Source organism: Alistipes shahii WAL 8301 (genome assembly GCF_025145845.1).
In the GTDB taxonomy this organism is placed as follows: domain Bacteria; phylum Bacteroidota; class Bacteroidia; order Bacteroidales; family Rikenellaceae; genus Alistipes; species Alistipes shahii.
Genome location: NZ_CP102253.1, coordinates 405,880 through 422,590 on the forward strand (window position 1 = coordinate 405,880; position 16,711 = coordinate 422,590).

The following is a 16,711-nucleotide window of genomic DNA, read 5'->3' on the forward strand; positions in this document are numbered from 1 at the left end:
CGCACCGAATCCGGTGCGGCTGCCGTCGTTGGGTCATTTGGTCGGGGGCAGTATTTTCTTCAACCGCTGCGGCCGGGTCGCAATTTCCGCAACGTTCACCATCTGCTCCAGCGTATAAACTTTTCCGCCCTGCCAGAACGTGCATTTGGGCGCGACTTTGGATAGTGTCTTTTCAAAAGTCTTGTAGTCGATTTTCAGGAAGTCGCACACGTCCTGCGGCATCATCATAAACTCCAGCTTCTTTTTGCAGCAAATAGCCCCTAAAAGCGTAAGCATATACCGCATCCGGCATTGCAGATTCATCAGCTCGATCAGTTTTTTACGGGTGATAACGATTAAATCGTCATTGGCTTGTTTTGTCATATATTCAGGTTGCATAATTTATCCTTTTGATTGAAATGTTCCGCCAGAAATTTCTGCACTACGGATCGCCGGAAAAACACGCGCCTTTGAATGATTACGGCTTCCAAAATTTTCTTTTTCCGGTAGTACTGCAAACTCTTTGGCCGGAGATCGAGAATTTCCGCAAGCTGGCGGTTTGGAATCAGCGGATCGTCCGCATTATGATCGCCGCCTTGTTTCAGCAAATTCATTTCGCGGCGGGTTTCCTGTATCAAATTCAGAATAAGATCGAGTTGGCGAAACATGCGCTGTACATCTGCATCTTTCATAAACTACTAATGTTTAAAGGTTTGTCCGTTTTTATGCTGTATATATTGCCGAACCTCCGGCCGGGGCATGAGCCTGCGAAATTCTGTTGCCGTATGCCCCAGACGGAAGTAGTCGGATATATCTTTTTCCTGTTTGGTTCCTGCAAGCGGAAGTTCAATTCTACTGACGTTATATTCTGCAAGTTCCTGCTGTAATGCTATGGCCTGCTTTTTTCCCGTCGCATCCATATCATAGAGCAGTATGATGTTTTGGAAACGCTGTGACAATTCTTTTATCAGTCGGTGCGGTATGCGGGCCGTTTCGCTCCCGAAACAGATTGCCGGGAATCCGTGGGCGGCCAACGACAACACGTCCTTTTCCCCGCCTGTAATAAACAGCGTGTCACCCGTGGCGGGTAGTTGCTCCTGCCCGAAGCAATAATAATCTTTAAAACTGCCGCCGAATAGGAATCGGGACTGCGATTGGGGGCGGTAAACCTTTATTCCATTCTGGCGTACATACCCGAACATGGGTTCGGACGGGGATGACCGAAACGTATAGGGGTGACCGGAATTGCTGACCCCGCAATATTCTGCCAGCGAAACAACACCATACCGATTAAGTGTTTCAGCGTTGATGCCGTATTGTTTCCACCATGCCTGTTCTGCGTCTGAAAAAGTCTGTACGCGGAACTTATAGGGAGTGGGTGTTTTCCGTGCGGGTTCAGGTACAAATGACCGGGGCCGTATTATGGGCTTGTTTGCAGTCGCTTCGTCAGAAAGCCCCAAACATAGATCGCGGTTGATAATGCGCAGGATTTCTACAAAATCATCTGCTTTCCGACACGACAGATTGTGTAACGTCGCCACCAGATCGAAACAATCGCCTGCATAATCTTCATTCCCGAAATCCCGATACTTGTATACTCCGCTCCGGCGGTCGAAATACAAGCTGCATGAAGCGTGTGTATCTTGGTAAAAGGGATTGCGGAACTTTCTGCCAACACGCAGTCCCCTGCCGAGGTAGTGGCGAAAAATATCCAATCCGCCATGGGTCGCATTAATTATATCGTTTCTATTTAACACAATTTAAAGCATATTTTTGTTTAAACTGCATAATCCGTTCATAAGTGCATGGAATAGTTTTGTCGTCAAGCAATTTACAAATGTCTTTCACCTTATATCTACACCGCCGTCGCACGTATGTATAGGACAATTCACCCTCAGCCCTCAACCGTTGAAGTGTTCGTACGCTGATATTCAACATATCAGAAACCTCCTGTGAATCGACCCAAATTTCGCTATCCGAAAACGCATACAGCAATGGACGGCTATTGCTAACATGCTCGTAAATTGCATCGAGTTTACTGGCGATCTCCTTAAACGCTTTCGATTCTATCGTTATAACTTCCATAGGCATATTAATTTGTTGTTCGCAAAGATGGCACTATTGAAAAATAAAAATGTTGGAGTCAATATTGACTCCAACACGATTATCACACGATTCCCTACCCTATTTATCCATTTCATCCATTTTATCCGTCAGCGAATCATAGATTTGTTTCAGGTATTCTGCCCGCTCTCCTTTACGGTTGCGAATCGACAAAAAGATATTGGCATGGTTCGATAAATCAACACGGAATAAAATGCCAATGCCACGCATTAATTCTTTAAGTTGTGCTTTTCCTCTGTCTACCGACCCTTTTTCAAAAACACCCCGAACCAATTCTACCAAGTCGCTTTTCTGCTCGGTCCAATGAAATACAGGTAAAATTTCATCTGCGGCCTGCATTACTGGCAAATTATTATTGAACATGAACACGCACATTTCAATCTCAATATCGAGTAACGCAATCAATAAATCGGTCTGCATTTGTGATTTAGCAGGCACAGTTTTTTTTTGTATACTTTACATATACCTTAATTTGTTTTAGCCCCCGCAACCTATCAATAGGATTAGAGGTGATTTCATTTAGCTCGCAGATCAGTTTACTGAAACCCTCTGCTAAGACTTCTGGATTTTCTTCAAATTCTTTACTTTGAAGATACTGCAAAACTTGTTTCAACATTTTGCAGTTCAATGACGCAACATTCATAAGCTATGGATTAAGGAGTTATGTGTGTCAGAACTTTCACGCATACATAACAGCTATCCCATAATAATCATAGTCCCTATCTTAATTTCAATTTACAAAAATTTCAACCCAAAAACAAATAATTAAGATGACTTTACAGCATAATGAGTTTGTTCATATCAAATATGACTATTCAATTCTTTTCAGATTTTCATTTTCTCTATCAGAATATTAGTTTTTTTCAGTAACTTTTATTATCTTTGTATCTGTAAAAATTGCCATTGAACGGCCAACGGCCGGACAATACAAACAAATACGTTCTTTCCCGGTTTTCGTAACTAAAAACGTAACCAAAGAAATAAGTGTATAGATAAATTACAACTATTCAATTTATTAGGTTAGTCCCCCTCAACCCCCTGAGGGGGTACAAAGCAAAAGACTGATAATCAATGATTATCGGTCTTTTTGTTTTTGTGCGTCTGCCCTTACTATTGGCCGTTCGAGGGTAAAAAGGGAGCATTTAAGGGGAAATGTTTACCTTTTTGTTTACCCCGTTTCTCGGAGGGTAAACAGAAATGCCAATCTTCTGCACAACACGTGCAATCTAATGACTATCAATGCAAATGTAATATTCCGTAAAGACAAAATTAAATCAAACAATACCGCGCCGATACACATTCGGTTTACCCTAAATCGCAAAATCCGCTATGTAAGCACGGGCGTTACCATCCACATAAGCAAGTGGGACTTTGAAAATCAACGCATTAAGGACAATTCGCCCGAAATGCAGGAATTGCAATACCGCATCGACACCAAAATCGACGAACTCCGCCGCAAAATCAAACGCTTGGAAGCATTAGAGGTAGAGGTTACGCTCGACAATCTTTTGGAAACCAACGGGCGGAAAATAAACTGCACGGTCGGCGAATATCTAAAACAGACCATCGAACGGCTGGAAACGCTCGGTAAATACGGTTCGGCGTCTAAACATCGTTCTTTACTCTCCCGCCTGTCTGAATTTAGGTCGCTAAATATTCGTTTCGATGAAATAGACCTCGCCTACCTACGTGATTTTGAACTGTTCCTGCGTAAAGAGGGCAACACAAACAACAGCATAGCCACGAAATACGCCATCTTGCAATGTTTGTATATTCGTTGTCATGTAGGCCTGTGTCCTCTTTTTCGTACCCCATCAGAATCAACGCAAAAGCAGCCTGACCATATGGTCAGGCTGCTTTTGGACTTCAACGTCGTCGTATTAGAAAATCCGCAGCAACGCACCGGAAAGCGCGGAGCGCACTTCGGGAGCGTTCCGCACCTCTTCGGGAATGGCAGTTCTCGTATAGACGCTCTCCTCGGCCTTATCGGTCTGGCTGATCATCGTCAGCGTTTTTCCGTCTCCGCTCAACTCAAAGGCGTAGCTGGCGCCCCAAGGCTCACCGTCGCGGTAACGGCCCGAAAGCTGCGCACCGTTGACCGCAAAATCGCCGGAATAGCACACAAAGGTCGGAGTTTCCACCTTCTGGAAGATGTTGAACGTCCCGTCGGACTGGAACTCGACGTAGACATCGAAATCCGCATATGCCTCGTTGCTCCACTTCGTCTGGTGCCACTCGCCCACAACGCCCGAATCAATGTTTTTCGAGCCGTCGTCATCCTTCGAACAACCGGCTGAAAACAGGAACAAAACAGCCGCAAACAGGGAATAAATATATTTTTTCATTGTATTTTAACTCTATCGTTTATAACCAGCCTCCGTTTTCAGCACCCGTTTCGCGGGCAATGACGGCAAACGTCTTGGTAATTTCGATGCCGCCCATAACCGACCCCGTTCCGGGCCTGTTGCCGCCGCCCACCGCCTTCACGGTGATGTGCGCAACTCCCGGCTTCGTACATTTGATCATCAACTGACCGTTGTACATCTTCGGTTCCACGGCCACGCCGAGTTTCTGCATATCTTCCGCCGAGACTTCGACGCCCATATAGGTCAGATCCTTGGCCGAACCTCCGAAATGTTTCGTAAGGGTGACAAGCTCCAGTTTGCCGGTCTTGACTTTCAGACAGGGCGTTCCTTCGATCTGCATCAGCAACTGGTAGGCATCGGTCAAACCCGTACCCATTTTGCCGCGGTATTTTTCGAGATTGATCGTCCCGCCGGAGGTTTTGGACCCTTCAAACCGCGAGTCGATGTCGTTCACCGAGGTGAGCAGCATCGAAATAAACTCCTCGCGCGTGAAGTGTTTGCCCTTGGCCAGCGCATAGGAAAGCCCCAGAGCGGCCTCTCTCGAAACATGCGATCCGAGCCTGCGATTTTGCTTCCGGGGGAGCGAAGGGCGGAAGGAAGATCGTAAGCCCGACAGTTGCGCCCGAACATCGCAATAAAAAGTAACTTTTTCGACGTTAAAAAGCTCCGATTGTAACAAACGAAAAGAAAAAACGGGAAAAAGCAGCATAATTGTCGCGAATTTGTATTACTTTTGAATAAAGTATATAATCCGAACCAAATACGATGAAAAACCGCTGGATCGTTGCGGCCTGCGCCGCCGTTTGCTGGACGGCCTCCGCGCAGACGACTGCGCCCTATGCCCCGGCGCCTGAAAACCTGCAAGCCCGGACGGCGTTTCAGGACGCCAAATTCGGCATTTTCCTCCACTGGGGACTTTACTCCATGCTCGGCTCGGGCGAATGGACGATGACCAACCGCAATATCAATTATCAGGAGTACGCCAAGCTGGCCAATGCGTTTTATCCACATGATTTCGATGCCGCGGAGTGGGTCTCGGCCATCAAATCCTCGGGTGCAGGATACGTCTGCTTCACGACGCGCCACCACGACGGCTTCTCGATGTGGGACACCGCGCAGACGGATTACGACATCGTGGACTCCACGCCGTATAAACAGGATATTGTAAAGGCGCTCTCCGACGAGTGCGCCCGCCAGGACATCCGGCTGCACCTCTATTATTCGCTGATCGACTGGTACCGCGACGACTGCCCGCGCGGCAGGACCGGGCTGGGAACGGGCCGTCCCGGCACGGCGATCAGCTACGAGCGTTACTACGACTTTATGAAACGCCAGCTCACGGAGCTGCTGACGGACTACGGCCCGGTCGGCGCCATCTGGTTCGACGGGGTGTGGGACCAGGACCAGAACCCGGATTTCGACTGGAAACTCCGCGGGCTGTACGACCATATCCATGCCATCCGGCCGGCCTGTCTGGTGGGTAACAACCACCACCTGGTCCCGTTCGAAGGCGAGGACATCCAGATTTTCGAGCGCGACCTTCCGGGCGAGAACACCGCCGGGCTTTCGGGGCAGGAGATCGGCCGCCTGCCGCTCGAAACGTGCCAGACGATGAACGGCATGTGGGGCTACAAGATCACCGACCTCGATTACAAATCGTCGAAGACGCTGATCCACTACCTCGTTCGGGCTGCGGGCCGCAACGGGAACCTGCTGCTCAACATCGGCCCCCAACCCGACGGGAAACTGCCTGCGACGGCCGTCGAACGGCTGCGGGAGATGGGCGAATGGCTCGCCCGGTACGGCGAAAGCATCTACGGGACCCGCGGCGGCGACATCCCGCCCCACGACTGGGGCGTAACGACGCGCAAGGGCGACAAACTCTATGTGCATGTGCTCGATTTGCAGGACGATGCGCTGTACCTGCAGCTCGCGCAACGGGTGAAGAGCGCCCGGTGCCTGAACAACGGCGAGCGGGTGAAGTTCGACACGCTCCGGGGAAAAGGGATCGTCCTGAATCTGGAGCATGTTCCCGAGGATACCGACCGAATCATAGAACTCACTTTACGATGAAAAAAACGACACAGCTATTCGCCGGCCTGCTTATGCTCACGGGCGTGTTGTCGGCGTGCTCCCCGGCCGGCAACGAGGGTTTCATGCGGCGCGTGGAGACCGATTTCCGCCACAAACAGGAACTGCTTCCCCGGGACGATCTGTTCGGGATATTCGACGAACCGATGACGCGGCAGGAGCGCGAGGCCATGATGTTCCTTTATGCCTATATGCCCGTGGGGGACATGACCGACTACCCGGGCGATTTTTATCTGGAAAACGTGCGCAGCGCGCTGGCCACCCGCCGGGAAATGCCGTGGGGAGACATCGTTTCCGACGAACTGTTCCGGCATTTCGTGCTGCCCGTGCGGGTGAACAACGAGAACCTCGACGATTCGCGCCGGGTGTTCCACGACCAGCTGGCGCCGCGCGTCGAAGGGTTGCCGATGTACGACGCCATCCTCGAAGTGAACCACTGGTGTCACGAAAAGGCCAACTACCAGCCGTCGGATGCGCGGACCAGTTCGCCGCTGGCCACCGTGCGCACGGCCCACGGCCGCTGCGGCGAGGAGTCGACGCTGCTCGTCGCGGCGCTGCGCTCGGTGGGCATTCCGGCCCGGCAGGTCTACACGCCCCGCTGGGCGCACACCGACGACAACCACGCCTGGGTCGAAGCCTGGGCCGACGGACGGTGGCATTTCCTCGGGGCCTGCGAGCCGGAACCGGTGCTCGACCTGGGGTGGTTCAACGCCCCGGCCAGCCGCGGGATGCTGATGCACACCAAGGTCTTCGGTTATTACGACGGCCCGGAGGAGGTGATGAAAACCACGGCCAACTACACCGAAATCAACGTGATTTCGAACTATGCCGCATGCGCTCCGCTCACCGTGACGGTCACCGACACGGCGGGCAGCCCCGTGGAGGGTGCGACCGTGGAGTTCAAACTTTACAATTACGCCGAGTTCTTCACCGTGTCGCGCAAAACGACCGACGGCCGGGGACAGGCGTCGCTGTCGGCAGGACTGGGCGACATGCTCGTCACGGCCGTCCGCGACGGGCGGTTCGGCATCCGGAAGGTCTCTTTCGGGCGGGAGCCGCAGGCGACGGTGGCGCTGGATCATGCGATCGGCGACGAATTCTCCTTTCCCGTCGACATCGTTTCCCCGGCCGAGAGCGCGAATTTGCCGGAGGTGACGGCCGCCCAGCGCGCGGAAAACGACCGCCGCTTCAACCGCGAAGACTCCATCCGCAACGCCTATATCGCCACGTTCCCCGCACAACCGGCCGTCGATTCGTTCGCCCGCGCCATCGGAGTGAAGCCCGGCCAGATCGCCCGGTTCATAACCGCATCGCGAGGCAATCACGGCGAGATCATGGATTTCCTGCGCGAAGCGAGCCGGAAAGGATGCACCGGGCGGGCGCTGCAACTGCTCGCCACGCTGTCGGAAAAAGACCTGCGCGACACGCCGTCGGCGGTGCTCGCAGACCATCTTTATAATACGGACAAGGATGCCGACGCCGCGACCGTGCTGGCTCCGCGTGCGGCCAACGAGATGCTCACCGCCTACCGGTCGTTTCTCCAGCGTGAAATCCCGGCGGCCGATGCCGCGGCATTCCGCCGTGACCCGCAGCATCTGGCGGCGTGGTGCCGCGACAGCCTGACGCTGCGTCCGGAGCTCTGCACCGTCTCCACGACCATCTCGCCCGAAGGCGTGTGGCGCAGCCGGACGGCCGACAAACCCTCGCGCAAGATCTTTTTCGTTGCCGCAGCCCGTTCGCTCGGCATTCCGGCATGGATCGACCCCGTGACCGGGAACCTCTTCTACCGCCACGCCGGAAAGGATGTGCCCGTCGATTTCGAGTCGGCGAACGACCGGCAGCTGGAAACCGGCCGGCTGAAACTGCGCTACGAGCCGATTCCGCGTCTCGACGATCCGGAATATTTCAGACACTTCACGCTCTCGCGCTTCGACGGGCAGTCGTTCGCGCTGCTGAACTACCCCGATTTCGAGCCATGGAGCGCGCGCTTCGACACACCCACCGACCTGGAAACCGGCTACTACATGCTCGCAACGGGCAGCCGCCTGGCCGACGGCAGCGTGCTGGCAAACGTGTCGTTCCTCAACATCGGGCCGAACCGGACGACCGAAACCGATCTACCGATGCGCGACAACTCGGAAGCGGTCCGCGTGATCGGCAGTTTCAACTCCGAATCGAAATTCATCGACGCCCGGACCGGCCGGGAGACCTCGGTGCTGCTCACCGCGGGACGCGGCTATTTCGTGGTCGGACTGGTCGGCGTCGGGCAGGAACCCACCGATCATGCGCTGAAGGACATCGCCGCCAAGGCCGCCGAACTGGAGCAATGGGGCCGTTCGATCATCCTGCTCTTCCCCGATGAAACGGCATACGCGAAATACGCGGCGTCACCCGCTGCCTCGCTGCCGCAAACCGTCACGTTCGGCATCGACCGCGACGGCTCCGTCCGCAGACAGATCCTCGACGCGATGCATCTGCCGGGGAACGTTCCGCTTCCGGTGTTTATCGTCGGCGACACGTTCAACCGCGTCGTGTTCGAATCCCACGGTTACACGATCGGCCTGGGCGACCGTTTCCTGCACACCATACACCAATTATAACCGGATTATGACGACTGAACTCTGCACCTATACCCGCAATGCATGCGACATCGCCCGGCGGACGGGCGTTGAGCGCATCGAACTCTGCGCCGCTCCCCTCGAAGGCGGCACGACCCCTTCCGCCGGACTGATCCGCTATGCCCGGAGCCTGCCGGGCCTGCGGCTGAGCGTGATGATACGCCCCCGGGGCGGAGATTTTCTCTACACCGACGACGAGGTGGCGCTGATGGCCGAAGAGATCCGCCTCGCCCGCGAATACGGAGCCGACGGGGTGGTTTTCGGACTGCTGACACCGGCCGGAGAGGTGGACGAGACGCGCACGGCGCAGCTCGTGCGCGAGGCCGAGGGGATGGAGGTGACGTTTCACCGGGCGTTCGACATGACGCGCGATTCCCGGCAGGCGCTCGAAGCGGTCATCCGCACCGGATGCCGCCGGGTGCTCACCTCCGGAGGCCGCAACACGGCGCAGGAGGGCATCGGAACGCTGCGTGCGCTGGCGGCGCAGGCGGCCGGACGCATCGAGGTCATGGCGGGGAGCGGCGTCGGTCCGTCGAACGCCCGACTGCTGGCCGCCACAGGGGTCGACGCCCTGCATTTCAGCGCCCGCCGGGAACGCGAAAGCGGCATGCGCTTCCGCAATCCGCAGGTTTCGATGGGCGGGTGTGCCGGTGTTCCCGAATACACCCTGACCGATGCCGACGAGAGCGTCGTGCGGCAGATCCTTGCCGAACTCGGCTGACGCAGGAGATTCGGACATCGGAGGCCGCGACATTCGGGCAGAAAAAGAATAACAGCACGGCGGAAACGACTCCGAGGAGGTCTCCGGCGCGTTTATCCGTCCTGGGGAACCAGCGCCCCGTTCACCCACAACAAGGAACCTGCGCTGTTCAGCGGGCCGCCCCGAGGGAAGGGGCGGCGGGCGGCGTAAAATCCGACTTACCCGATAATCAGATCTTCCACACGGACTTTAGGGACATAGTGTATGCCGTCCTTGCGGAAATAACGGTGATCGTCGTTTTCGGAAATCTCCACCAATTCGATTTTCTCGATGCCTTTGCCGATGGCCAGGATCAGCAGCGGCTCGGACTCCAGATGGAATTTCTGCCGGATCCGCTCTTTGTCAAACGCGCCGATACAGATGCCGTTCAGTCCGATTTCAGCCGCCTGGAGCAGCATGCTCTGAACCGAAATACCCAAATCAATATCGACATAACGATCTTCCGGAACCGTCGAGCAGACGATGATGAAAGCGTTCGGCCCGGTTCCCGGAAGCGGTAAATGAAGCTCGGGCAGGGCCCCTCCGAGGCGGATTTCGGCCAAGACCCCGGGCGCTTCGTCCGCCAGGACGGGCCGGAATCGCAGGACCTGCTGATTCCGCGCCGAGGGGATGCGGGTATTGACCCCGATAATGCGGCGAAGCTGGTCTTCGCGCACGATGAAGCGGGGATCGTAGCCGCGATGGCTGCGGTTTTTCAGCAACAGCCGGCTCAATGTTACCAGCGGCCGGCGACTGGCCTGGCCGGATGCCGAACGGGCCAGGTACTCTTCCATTTTTCGGCCTAAATAATCATCTGCCATTTTTCATCGGATATATAAACGAGGACAAAGATACGCAATCCGTTCGCATTCCCTCAATCCGGAAGAGATTTTCAACCGCCAATACGCGCCGGCAGCCAACCGGGCCTCAACCTGCCGGTATGAAACGCCGGATTCGACCGGCAAAAAAGAAATAATTTGCATTATCTTTGCGTCCGTCCGACAAACGCCCGATGTCCCAACGCAAGATTATCCATATCGACATGGATGCCTTTTACGCATCCGTAGAGCAGCGCGACCGTCCCGAATACCGGGGCCGTCCGATCGCCGTCGGATATGACGGACCGCGCGGGGTCGTCGCCACGGCAAGCTACGAAGCCCGCCCCTATGGGGTTCATTCGGCCCTCTCGTCCGTGCTGGCGAAGCGGCTGTGTCCGGAACTGATCTTCGTTCCGGCACGGTTCGATGTCTACAAAGCCGTTTCCCGACAGATCCGCGCCATCTTCGGCGAATACACCGAACTCGTGGAGCCTCTCTCGCTCGACGAAGCGTTTCTCGACGTGAGCCACGTCCGTTCGGCGACGCTGGTCGCCCGCGAAATCAAAGCCCACATCCTCGCCGAAACCGGACTGACGGCCTCGGCCGGAATCTCGGTCAACAAGATGCTGGCAAAGATCGCCTCCGACTATCGGAAACCCGACGGACTGTTCACGATCCCGCCGGAGCGGATCGAGGAGTTCGTAGCCGGACTGCCCGTCGAACGCTTTTTCGGCATCGGCGAAGTGACGGCCGAAAAGATGCACCGCCTCGGCATCCGTACGGGAGCCGACCTGCGGCTCTGGAACGAAGCGGCACTCGTGCAGCAGTTCGGGAAGGCCGGACACAGCTATTACGGCTATGCCCGGGGCATCGACGAACGGGAGGTCACGCCGAACCGGGTCCGCAAGTCGCTCGGAGCCGAAACGACCTTTGCCGAAGACACGGACGACCGGGAACGGCTGCGGCTCGAACTGTCGGCCGTGCGCGAGGAGGTCTGGAACCGGGTGATGCGGCATGAATTTCGGGGCAAGACCGTCGTCCTGAAGCTCAAGTTCGACAACTTCCGGCAGATAACCCGCTCGAAAACCCTATTCACGCCCGTCGATTCGGCAGAGACCCTCCGGCGCGTGTCGGAAGAACTGCTGGCCGCGGCGGATTTCCACGGGCGTAAAATCCGGCTGATCGGCCTTACGGTCGGCAACTCGCCGGAGGCCTGCCCGGAGTGCGTGCAGCTGCGGTTCGACTTCGGGAACCCGGAAACGTAAAGGCGCCCGCCATCACCGGAAACGGTATGGCCTTTGCAAGGCTCCCGTCCAAAAAGGGAGCCATGAAACATACCGATAGAACAGGGGCGGAACAAACCGCCGCCCGGCAGCCGGAACCGACGCAGGAAATCACCGTAACGCAAGTCACCCCCGACGACATTCTCAACGACGGAGGTCCGATCACACCTGCAACCGGGGACGGGACGCCCACAGAACGGCAGCTGGAACAGGGCGTGGTGATGGTCAACCCGTCGGTCGACAGCATGGAAAGCCGGGGATAACCCGGCAACATGCAGGCTTACCCCGCAGCATTCGCTGGCTGCCCCTCATGCAGCCGACAAGAAGACGCCCGGCCGCTCGCAGGAGCGGCCGGGCGCATGGCACAACCGGAGAGGGGCTATTCGACCGGCCGGAAGGGGGCATCCGCATCGCCGGTCCACCGATAGAGGCGAACGGTGCTGCTCTGCTGTTTGGTCTCCTTCGAACGGGCGTTCTGCGAAATGTAGAAATAGCCGCCGCCGAGCGGACACAGTCCCGTCGTTCCCCATTTGAAATCCCAGCCGTAGATGCCGCCGGCCGATTTCCCGGCGGGAACCAGCGAGATCACCTCACCCTCGGTGGGCGTATCGAATCCCTGCAAAAGTTCCCTGCGAGCCGGTTTACCGCCGTCGATCACAAAGAGCGAATAATTGGGGTATTGAGATTTTTTACCTTTGTAAACCGCGGCATAGCAGTTTCCCGACGCGGGATCATAGGCCAGGTTCTGAATTCCCCACGAGGTGTTGCCCGTGCGGACGAAATACTTGTGATCGGGCGCCGCAGGGCCGCTTTTATGCAGACTTCCCTGCGAGAGCGGCTGCTCGAAACGCTTCCAGCCCTTCGTGTCGTAGGCGAGCAGCACCTGGTAATCGTTGTCCGTGCGCAGGGTGTCGCCGTAAACGCCGTAGGCCACATAGAGATAATCGCCGCCCTCCTTCGCTCCGAACCGGGGCGCGAAGGTCACGCCGTCGATGCCCGAACAGCCGAACCGGTGCTCGACCGTCCGTCCGCCGTTCTCCGCCGTTGCGAAATAGTCGTCGACGGCCTCCTTGATATAGACCGTGGTCATCACACGATCCTTTTCGGCATCCATGTCCGGACGCGTGATGCGGTCCACGTCGAAAATAGCGACGTAGAATCCCGTCCGGTCCTTTTCGTCTTCAGGCGCCACCTGCCCGGCGTCGAGCGTCCGGCGGATGCCCTTGCCGATCGCATCGTCCTTGTATTCCAGCGAGCCGTAAACGCGGCCGTCGGCTGGATTCATCGTCAGGCAGCCCAGATGGCCCGTCATGCCGTCCACGCTGCCTATCAGATTGCCTTCGAAGTCCATCTTCAGCAGTTTGGTCGTGAAGGAGAAATAGATGTAGCCGCGTTCGAGATCGACGGCAATGCCCTGCACGTGGAACGGACCTTGTTCGCCCGAGCGGATTTCGCGCGGCAGGTTACGCAGATCGGGACCGTTTTTCGTCCGGTTGGCGCCCGACGGGCAGGCCGTCAGCAGCAGCGGAACGACCAGCAAAGGGAGCAGACGTTTGAGGTTCATCGGAAGTTTTTTTACGTTAGTATCGGATTTATTTGCTTTTTCCGCAACAAATATAAACAAAAGCAACCAAAAACACAACCGAAAACACAACAAAAGAAAAAAAATCCTCCGCATCAGGGGGCGGAGGATTTTCACATTCAGACGTTCGCCACGAACTCTTCGAAGGCGGCAAGATCGGCCGCCAGCGGTTCGGAGAATTGCGGCCGCCGCGTCAGCCGTTCGAGCCGCTCCAGAAGCGGCACCCGCGATCCGGTCACCGATTCGATGACCTCTCCGAACTTGGCGGGATGCGCCGTGGAGAGGTAAAAACCCGGCTTGTCCACGGCCGCCGAGGCCGCATAGCCGACGGCGCTGTGCGGATCGGAGAAATAGCCGTGGCGCTCATACAGCTCGTCGATCGTGCGGCGGATCGAGGCATCGTCGCAGCGGAATCCCTCCAGTTCGGCGCGCAGCATCTCCGGATCGCCGTCGCAGAGCCACAGCATCCGTTCGAAATTGCTCGGTGCGCCGACATCCATCGCATTGGCCGGAGTCCGCACCGACGGCCTCGGGCGGTAGACGCCCGTGCGGATGAACTCGGGCACGACATCGTTGACGTTCGAGGCGGCGACGAAGCCCCCGAGGGGCAGTCCCATGCGCCGGGCCAGCATTCCGGCGGCGAGGTTTCCGTAATTGCCGCTCGGCACGACGACGACAGGACGGTCGCCGCCCGTGGCCTGCCGCCACTGGCAATAACCGTAGAAATAGTAGAACGCCTGCGGAATCCAGCGCAGCAGGTTGATCGAATTGGCCGACGTCACCCGTCGCCGCTTGCGGAACGGGGCGTCGGCGAACAGCTCCTTCACGAGCCGCTGGCAATCGTCGAACGTTCCGGCGACGCGCAGCGGATGGATGTTGCCGCCCAGGGCGGTCATCTGGCACTCCTGCAGGCGGCTGATCTTCCCTTCGGGATAGAGCACCACGACCTCGACGCCCGGCACATTGTGAAACCCGTGCGCCACGGCGCTGCCCGTATCGCCCGAGGTGGCCGTGAGAATCACCAGTTTTTCATCGGCGGCGCCCAGCAGGCCTGTCATCCGGCCCATGAACCCGGCGCCGAAATCCTTGAAGGCGCAGGTCGGACCGTGGAACAGTTCCAGCGTATAGCGTCCCCGGCCGACCACGCGCAGGGGCACGGGGAAGTCGTAAAGGCCGTCCAGTTCACGCTGCACGGCCTGCGAATCGAAATCGCCGCCGAAGAACAACCCCGCCAGATAACCCGCCAACGCGGCGTAGGATTCGCCGGCCAGACGCTCCGCAAGGGCCATGTCGGCCTGCGGAATCCGTTCGGGGACGAACAGCCCCCCGTCGGGGGCCAGCCCCATCATCGCGGCCTCGCGCAGCGAACAGCCGTGCGCCCGTTCCCAATCTCTCGTACTGTAATAATTCATCGTCCTTCGCTTTTGTTATTCGACAACCCGCGCCCCGGCATTCGACACGCGGCCCGCATAGCTATTACAACCGATTCCCAACCCTTCGAAATGCCGCTTCATCTCCCCGGAGATCCGCACGGCAGCCTCGTAATTGGAGGCCAGCGCGAAAACCGAGGGGCCCGATCCGGCGATGTTCATGGCCAGCGCGCCTCCGGCCAGCACCTGCTCCTTCAGCGCGTCGTACCCGGGGATGAATCCCTTGCGGTACGGCTCCGCCACGACGTCGTGCATCGAACGGCCGATCAGCGCCACGTCGCGCAGCGCGAACCCGGCGACCAGTCCGCCGACGTTGCCCCACTGCGCAACGGCATCCGACAGAGGAATCCGCTTCGGAAGCGCCTCGCGCGCCTCCCGGGTGCTGACCACGATGCCGGGATGCGCCACGGCGTAGAAAAAGTTGTCGGGCACGGGCAGCCGCACGATGTCGAACGGCCGGTAGCCGCGGACCAGCACCACGCCGCCCAACAGCGCGGGGCCTACATTGTCGGCATGGGGCGTGCCGCCCAGCAACGCCTCGCCCATCATGGCGAACTCCACCAGCTGCTTGCCCGAGAACGGGCGGCCCAGCAGTTCGTTGACCCCGTAGACGGCGGCGGCCGACGAGGCGGCGCTCGACCCGATGCCGCTGCCGGGAGCGATCTTTTCGAGAATCTCCACCTCGATCCGCACCGGACGGCCGTAAGCTTCGAGCAAGGCCCGTACGGCGGGCGTGATGACGTTTTCTTCGACATTTCCGGGGAGTTCCATCCCGCTGCGGTTACGGATTTCGAATCCTTCGGCATTTTCCGCAACGCCCACTTCCAGCACGTCGCCCACGCCGTCGAGCGTAAGGCCCATCACATCGAAACCGCACCCCAGATTCGCGACCGTTCCCGGCGCGAAAACCTTAATATGTTTCATACCAATTTTTTTGATGAATTGAACTACCTTTGCCTGATTTTCTGTTTCCGCTCCGGCAGCCTTGGCCGGGATGTGCACACGCAGGTATGCAGACGGAATATTGACTACTGAACCCCCACGGGGGTCGTGGCAGTCGTCGTGGCAGTTGTGGCGGTCGTGAAGAGAGCGGTATAAACACAGCCTACGGGATTGCCGATAAATCCGCAACCTCGCCCTGTCGTCGTGTTATGCCGTTTGGTAACCATCGTCGGCAAATATAAAACAAATATTTTAATAATCCAAATCCATGTAACAATTTGTAAGCGGCCCGCCGTTGCGCAGACGGCCTTTTATTTATATAGGAGCAGCGCAAAAAGGCCGCAACAGAGATTTCGGAAATAAAAATGAAAGCCTTTCGGCCCACACCCGCCGGACCGCGGGAAGAAAACGCCCGGGAACCGCATCCGGAGGCCAAAATACCGGTTTCAAATTGTAAGCAAACACGAGCCGTCACGCACAGTTGCGAACTTCAGGAAAGAATATGCTTCCGGACTGTTACAATATTAAATTTTTTTAGGAAATTATTTGTTCAACTGATTCAATATTCATATCTTTGCCATAGTCAGACAGAAAGCATCCGGCATAACGGGGAGACCCGGCCTGCACGCGGATGCACTGTCGCAGAAAACGAACAAACACGGAAAACCGGCTATGAACGCCCTGAATCATTCGAATATTCACGTCATTACCCTGCTGCTCGTCGTCCTTCGGAGATAAC

At 56.8% G+C, this 16,711-nt stretch carries 16 protein-coding genes and 1 pseudogene; 6 read left to right on the plus strand and 11 right to left on the minus strand.

The features are described from left to right. Positions 1-33 precede the first annotated feature (33 nt). The 5 genes from NQ492_RS01810 to NQ492_RS01825 form a co-directional block, all read right to left on the minus strand. Positions 34-378: a hypothetical protein gene (locus NQ492_RS01810; RefSeq protein WP_157359451.1), complete on the minus strand. Its 345-nt coding sequence runs from the start codon at positions 376-378 to the stop codon at positions 34-36. After that, positions 360-671, minus strand: a complete 312-nt coding sequence (locus NQ492_RS01815; protein WP_015546336.1) for a helix-turn-helix domain-containing protein — start codon at positions 669-671, stop codon at positions 360-362. Before NQ492_RS01815 ends, NQ492_RS01810 begins: the two co-directional genes overlap by 19 nt. 6 nt (positions 672-677) lie before the next feature. Then, positions 678-1,736 carry a toprim domain-containing protein gene (locus NQ492_RS01820; protein WP_044054044.1) on the minus strand — a complete coding sequence of 353 codons (1,059 nt, stop codon included), beginning with the start codon at positions 1,734-1,736 and terminating at the stop codon, positions 678-680. Further along, positions 1,726-2,070 (minus strand): helix-turn-helix domain-containing protein, encoded by a 345-nt coding sequence (locus NQ492_RS16245; protein WP_015546335.1) that lies wholly within the window; start codon positions 2,068-2,070, stop codon positions 1,726-1,728. Before NQ492_RS16245 ends, NQ492_RS01820 begins: the two co-directional genes overlap by 11 nt. Before the next feature lie 93 nt (positions 2,071-2,163). Next, positions 2,164-2,541: an RteC domain-containing protein gene (locus NQ492_RS01825; RefSeq protein WP_157359450.1), complete on the minus strand. Its 378-nt coding sequence runs from the start codon at positions 2,539-2,541 to the stop codon at positions 2,164-2,166. 791 nt (positions 2,542-3,332) lie between these two features. Between NQ492_RS01825 and NQ492_RS01830 the strand changes: the two are divergent. Beyond that, positions 3,333-3,863, plus strand: a pseudogene (locus NQ492_RS01830) (phage integrase SAM-like domain-containing protein); the annotation flags it as partial. Between the two features lie 120 nt (positions 3,864-3,983). Here NQ492_RS01830 and NQ492_RS01835 read toward each other — a convergent pair. Together NQ492_RS01835 and NQ492_RS01840 are read right to left on the minus strand one after the other, a co-directional pair. After that, positions 3,984-4,448 (minus strand): lipocalin-like domain-containing protein, encoded by a 465-nt coding sequence (locus NQ492_RS01835; protein ID WP_015546332.1) that lies wholly within the window; start codon positions 4,446-4,448, stop codon positions 3,984-3,986. Positions 4,449-4,467: 19 nt separating this feature from the next. Further along, positions 4,468-4,938, minus strand: a complete 471-nt coding sequence (locus tag NQ492_RS01840; protein WP_044054042.1) for a hypothetical protein — start codon at positions 4,936-4,938, stop codon at positions 4,468-4,470. A 296-nt stretch (positions 4,939-5,234) separates the two neighbouring features. Here NQ492_RS01840 and NQ492_RS01845 point away from each other — a divergent pair, with 296 nt between their 5' ends. The 3 genes from NQ492_RS01845 to NQ492_RS01855 are packed head-to-tail and all read left to right on the plus strand — an operon-like array spanning position 5,235 to position 9,899. Next, positions 5,235-6,542, plus strand: coding sequence for an alpha-L-fucosidase (locus NQ492_RS01845; protein WP_015546330.1), 1,308 nt, complete (start codon positions 5,235-5,237; stop codon positions 6,540-6,542). Continuing rightward, the gene (locus NQ492_RS01850; protein ID WP_015546329.1) at positions 6,539-9,160 is read left to right on the plus strand and encodes a transglutaminase domain-containing protein; all 2,622 of its coding nucleotides are present in this window, start codon (positions 6,539-6,541) and stop codon (positions 9,158-9,160) included. The genes NQ492_RS01845 and NQ492_RS01850 overlap by 4 nt, the downstream gene beginning before the upstream one ends. Before the next feature lie 7 nt (positions 9,161-9,167). Then, on the plus strand, positions 9,168-9,899 hold the full coding sequence (locus tag NQ492_RS01855) for a copper homeostasis protein CutC (RefSeq protein WP_015546328.1): 732 nt from the start codon (positions 9,168-9,170) through the stop codon (positions 9,897-9,899). 197 nt (positions 9,900-10,096) lie between these two features. Here the strand turns inward: NQ492_RS01855 and NQ492_RS01860 are convergent, their stop codons facing one another. Then, complete coding sequence (locus NQ492_RS01860) at positions 10,097-10,711, minus strand: nitroreductase family protein (RefSeq protein WP_015546327.1); 615 nt, start codon at positions 10,709-10,711, stop codon at positions 10,097-10,099. 218 nt (positions 10,712-10,929) lie between these two features. Here NQ492_RS01860 and dinB point away from each other — a divergent pair, with 218 nt between their 5' ends. Both dinB and NQ492_RS01870 read left to right on the plus strand, forming a co-directional pair. Next, the gene (gene dinB, locus NQ492_RS01865) at positions 10,930-12,000 is read left to right on the plus strand and encodes a DNA polymerase IV (protein WP_015546326.1); all 1,071 of its coding nucleotides are present in this window, start codon (positions 10,930-10,932) and stop codon (positions 11,998-12,000) included. A 62-nt stretch (positions 12,001-12,062) separates the two neighbouring features. Further along, positions 12,063-12,281 carry a hypothetical protein gene (locus NQ492_RS01870; RefSeq protein WP_138266039.1) on the plus strand — a complete coding sequence of 73 codons (219 nt, stop codon included), beginning with the start codon at positions 12,063-12,065 and terminating at the stop codon, positions 12,279-12,281. Positions 12,282-12,397: 116 nt separating this feature from the next. On the opposite strand, the gene NQ492_RS01875 is transcribed toward NQ492_RS01870, so the two are convergent. The 3 genes from NQ492_RS01875 to NQ492_RS01885 form a co-directional block, all read right to left on the minus strand. Then, positions 12,398-13,582: a hypothetical protein gene (locus NQ492_RS01875; RefSeq protein WP_015546324.1), complete on the minus strand. Its 1,185-nt coding sequence runs from the start codon at positions 13,580-13,582 to the stop codon at positions 12,398-12,400. Positions 13,583-13,719: 137 nt separating this feature from the next. Then, positions 13,720-15,012 (minus strand): threonine synthase, encoded by a 1,293-nt coding sequence (thrC, locus tag NQ492_RS01880; RefSeq protein ID WP_015546323.1) that lies wholly within the window; start codon positions 15,010-15,012, stop codon positions 13,720-13,722. Positions 15,013-15,027: 15 nt separating this feature from the next. Continuing rightward, the gene (locus NQ492_RS01885) at positions 15,028-15,954 is read right to left on the minus strand and encodes a homoserine kinase (protein ID WP_044054038.1); all 927 of its coding nucleotides are present in this window, start codon (positions 15,952-15,954) and stop codon (positions 15,028-15,030) included. Positions 15,955-16,711 lie beyond the last annotated feature (757 nt).

Bases quoted from the DNA above. Each gene is read 5' to 3' on its own strand.
- NQ492_RS01845 (WP_015546330.1), top strand. From the start codon at position 5,235: ATGAAAAACCGCTGGATCGTTGCGGCCTGCGCCGCCGTTTGCTGGACG.
- NQ492_RS01850 (WP_015546329.1), top strand. From the start codon at position 6,539: ATGAAAAAAACGACACAGCTATTCGCCGGCCTGCTTATGCTCACGGGC.
- NQ492_RS01875 (WP_015546324.1), bottom strand. From the start codon at position 13,582: ATGAACCTCAAACGTCTGCTCCCTTTGCTGGTCGTTCCGCTGCTGCTG.
- thrC (WP_015546323.1), bottom strand. From the start codon at position 15,012: ATGAATTATTACAGTACGAGAGATTGGGAACGGGCGCACGGCTGTTCG.
- NQ492_RS01870 (WP_138266039.1), top strand. From the start codon at position 12,063: ATGAAACATACCGATAGAACAGGGGCGGAACAAACCGCCGCCCGGCAG.
- NQ492_RS01835 (WP_015546332.1), bottom strand. From the start codon at position 4,448: ATGAAAAAATATATTTATTCCCTGTTTGCGGCTGTTTTGTTCCTGTTT.
- NQ492_RS01840 (WP_044054042.1), bottom strand. From the start codon at position 4,938: ATGCTGCTCACCTCGGTGAACGACATCGACTCGCGGTTTGAAGGGTCC.
- dinB (WP_015546326.1), top strand. From the start codon at position 10,930: ATGTCCCAACGCAAGATTATCCATATCGACATGGATGCCTTTTACGCA.
- NQ492_RS16245 (WP_015546335.1), bottom strand. From the start codon at position 2,070: ATGCCTATGGAAGTTATAACGATAGAATCGAAAGCGTTTAAGGAGATC.
- NQ492_RS01810 (WP_157359451.1), bottom strand. From the start codon at position 378: ATGCAACCTGAATATATGACAAAACAAGCCAATGACGATTTAATCGTT.
- NQ492_RS01885 (WP_044054038.1), bottom strand. From the start codon at position 15,954: ATGAAACATATTAAGGTTTTCGCGCCGGGAACGGTCGCGAATCTGGGG.
- NQ492_RS01855 (WP_015546328.1), top strand. From the start codon at position 9,168: ATGACGACTGAACTCTGCACCTATACCCGCAATGCATGCGACATCGCC.
- NQ492_RS01815 (WP_015546336.1), bottom strand. From the start codon at position 671: ATGAAAGATGCAGATGTACAGCGCATGTTTCGCCAACTCGATCTTATT.
- NQ492_RS01860 (WP_015546327.1), bottom strand. From the start codon at position 10,711: ATGGAAGAGTACCTGGCCCGTTCGGCATCCGGCCAGGCCAGTCGCCGG.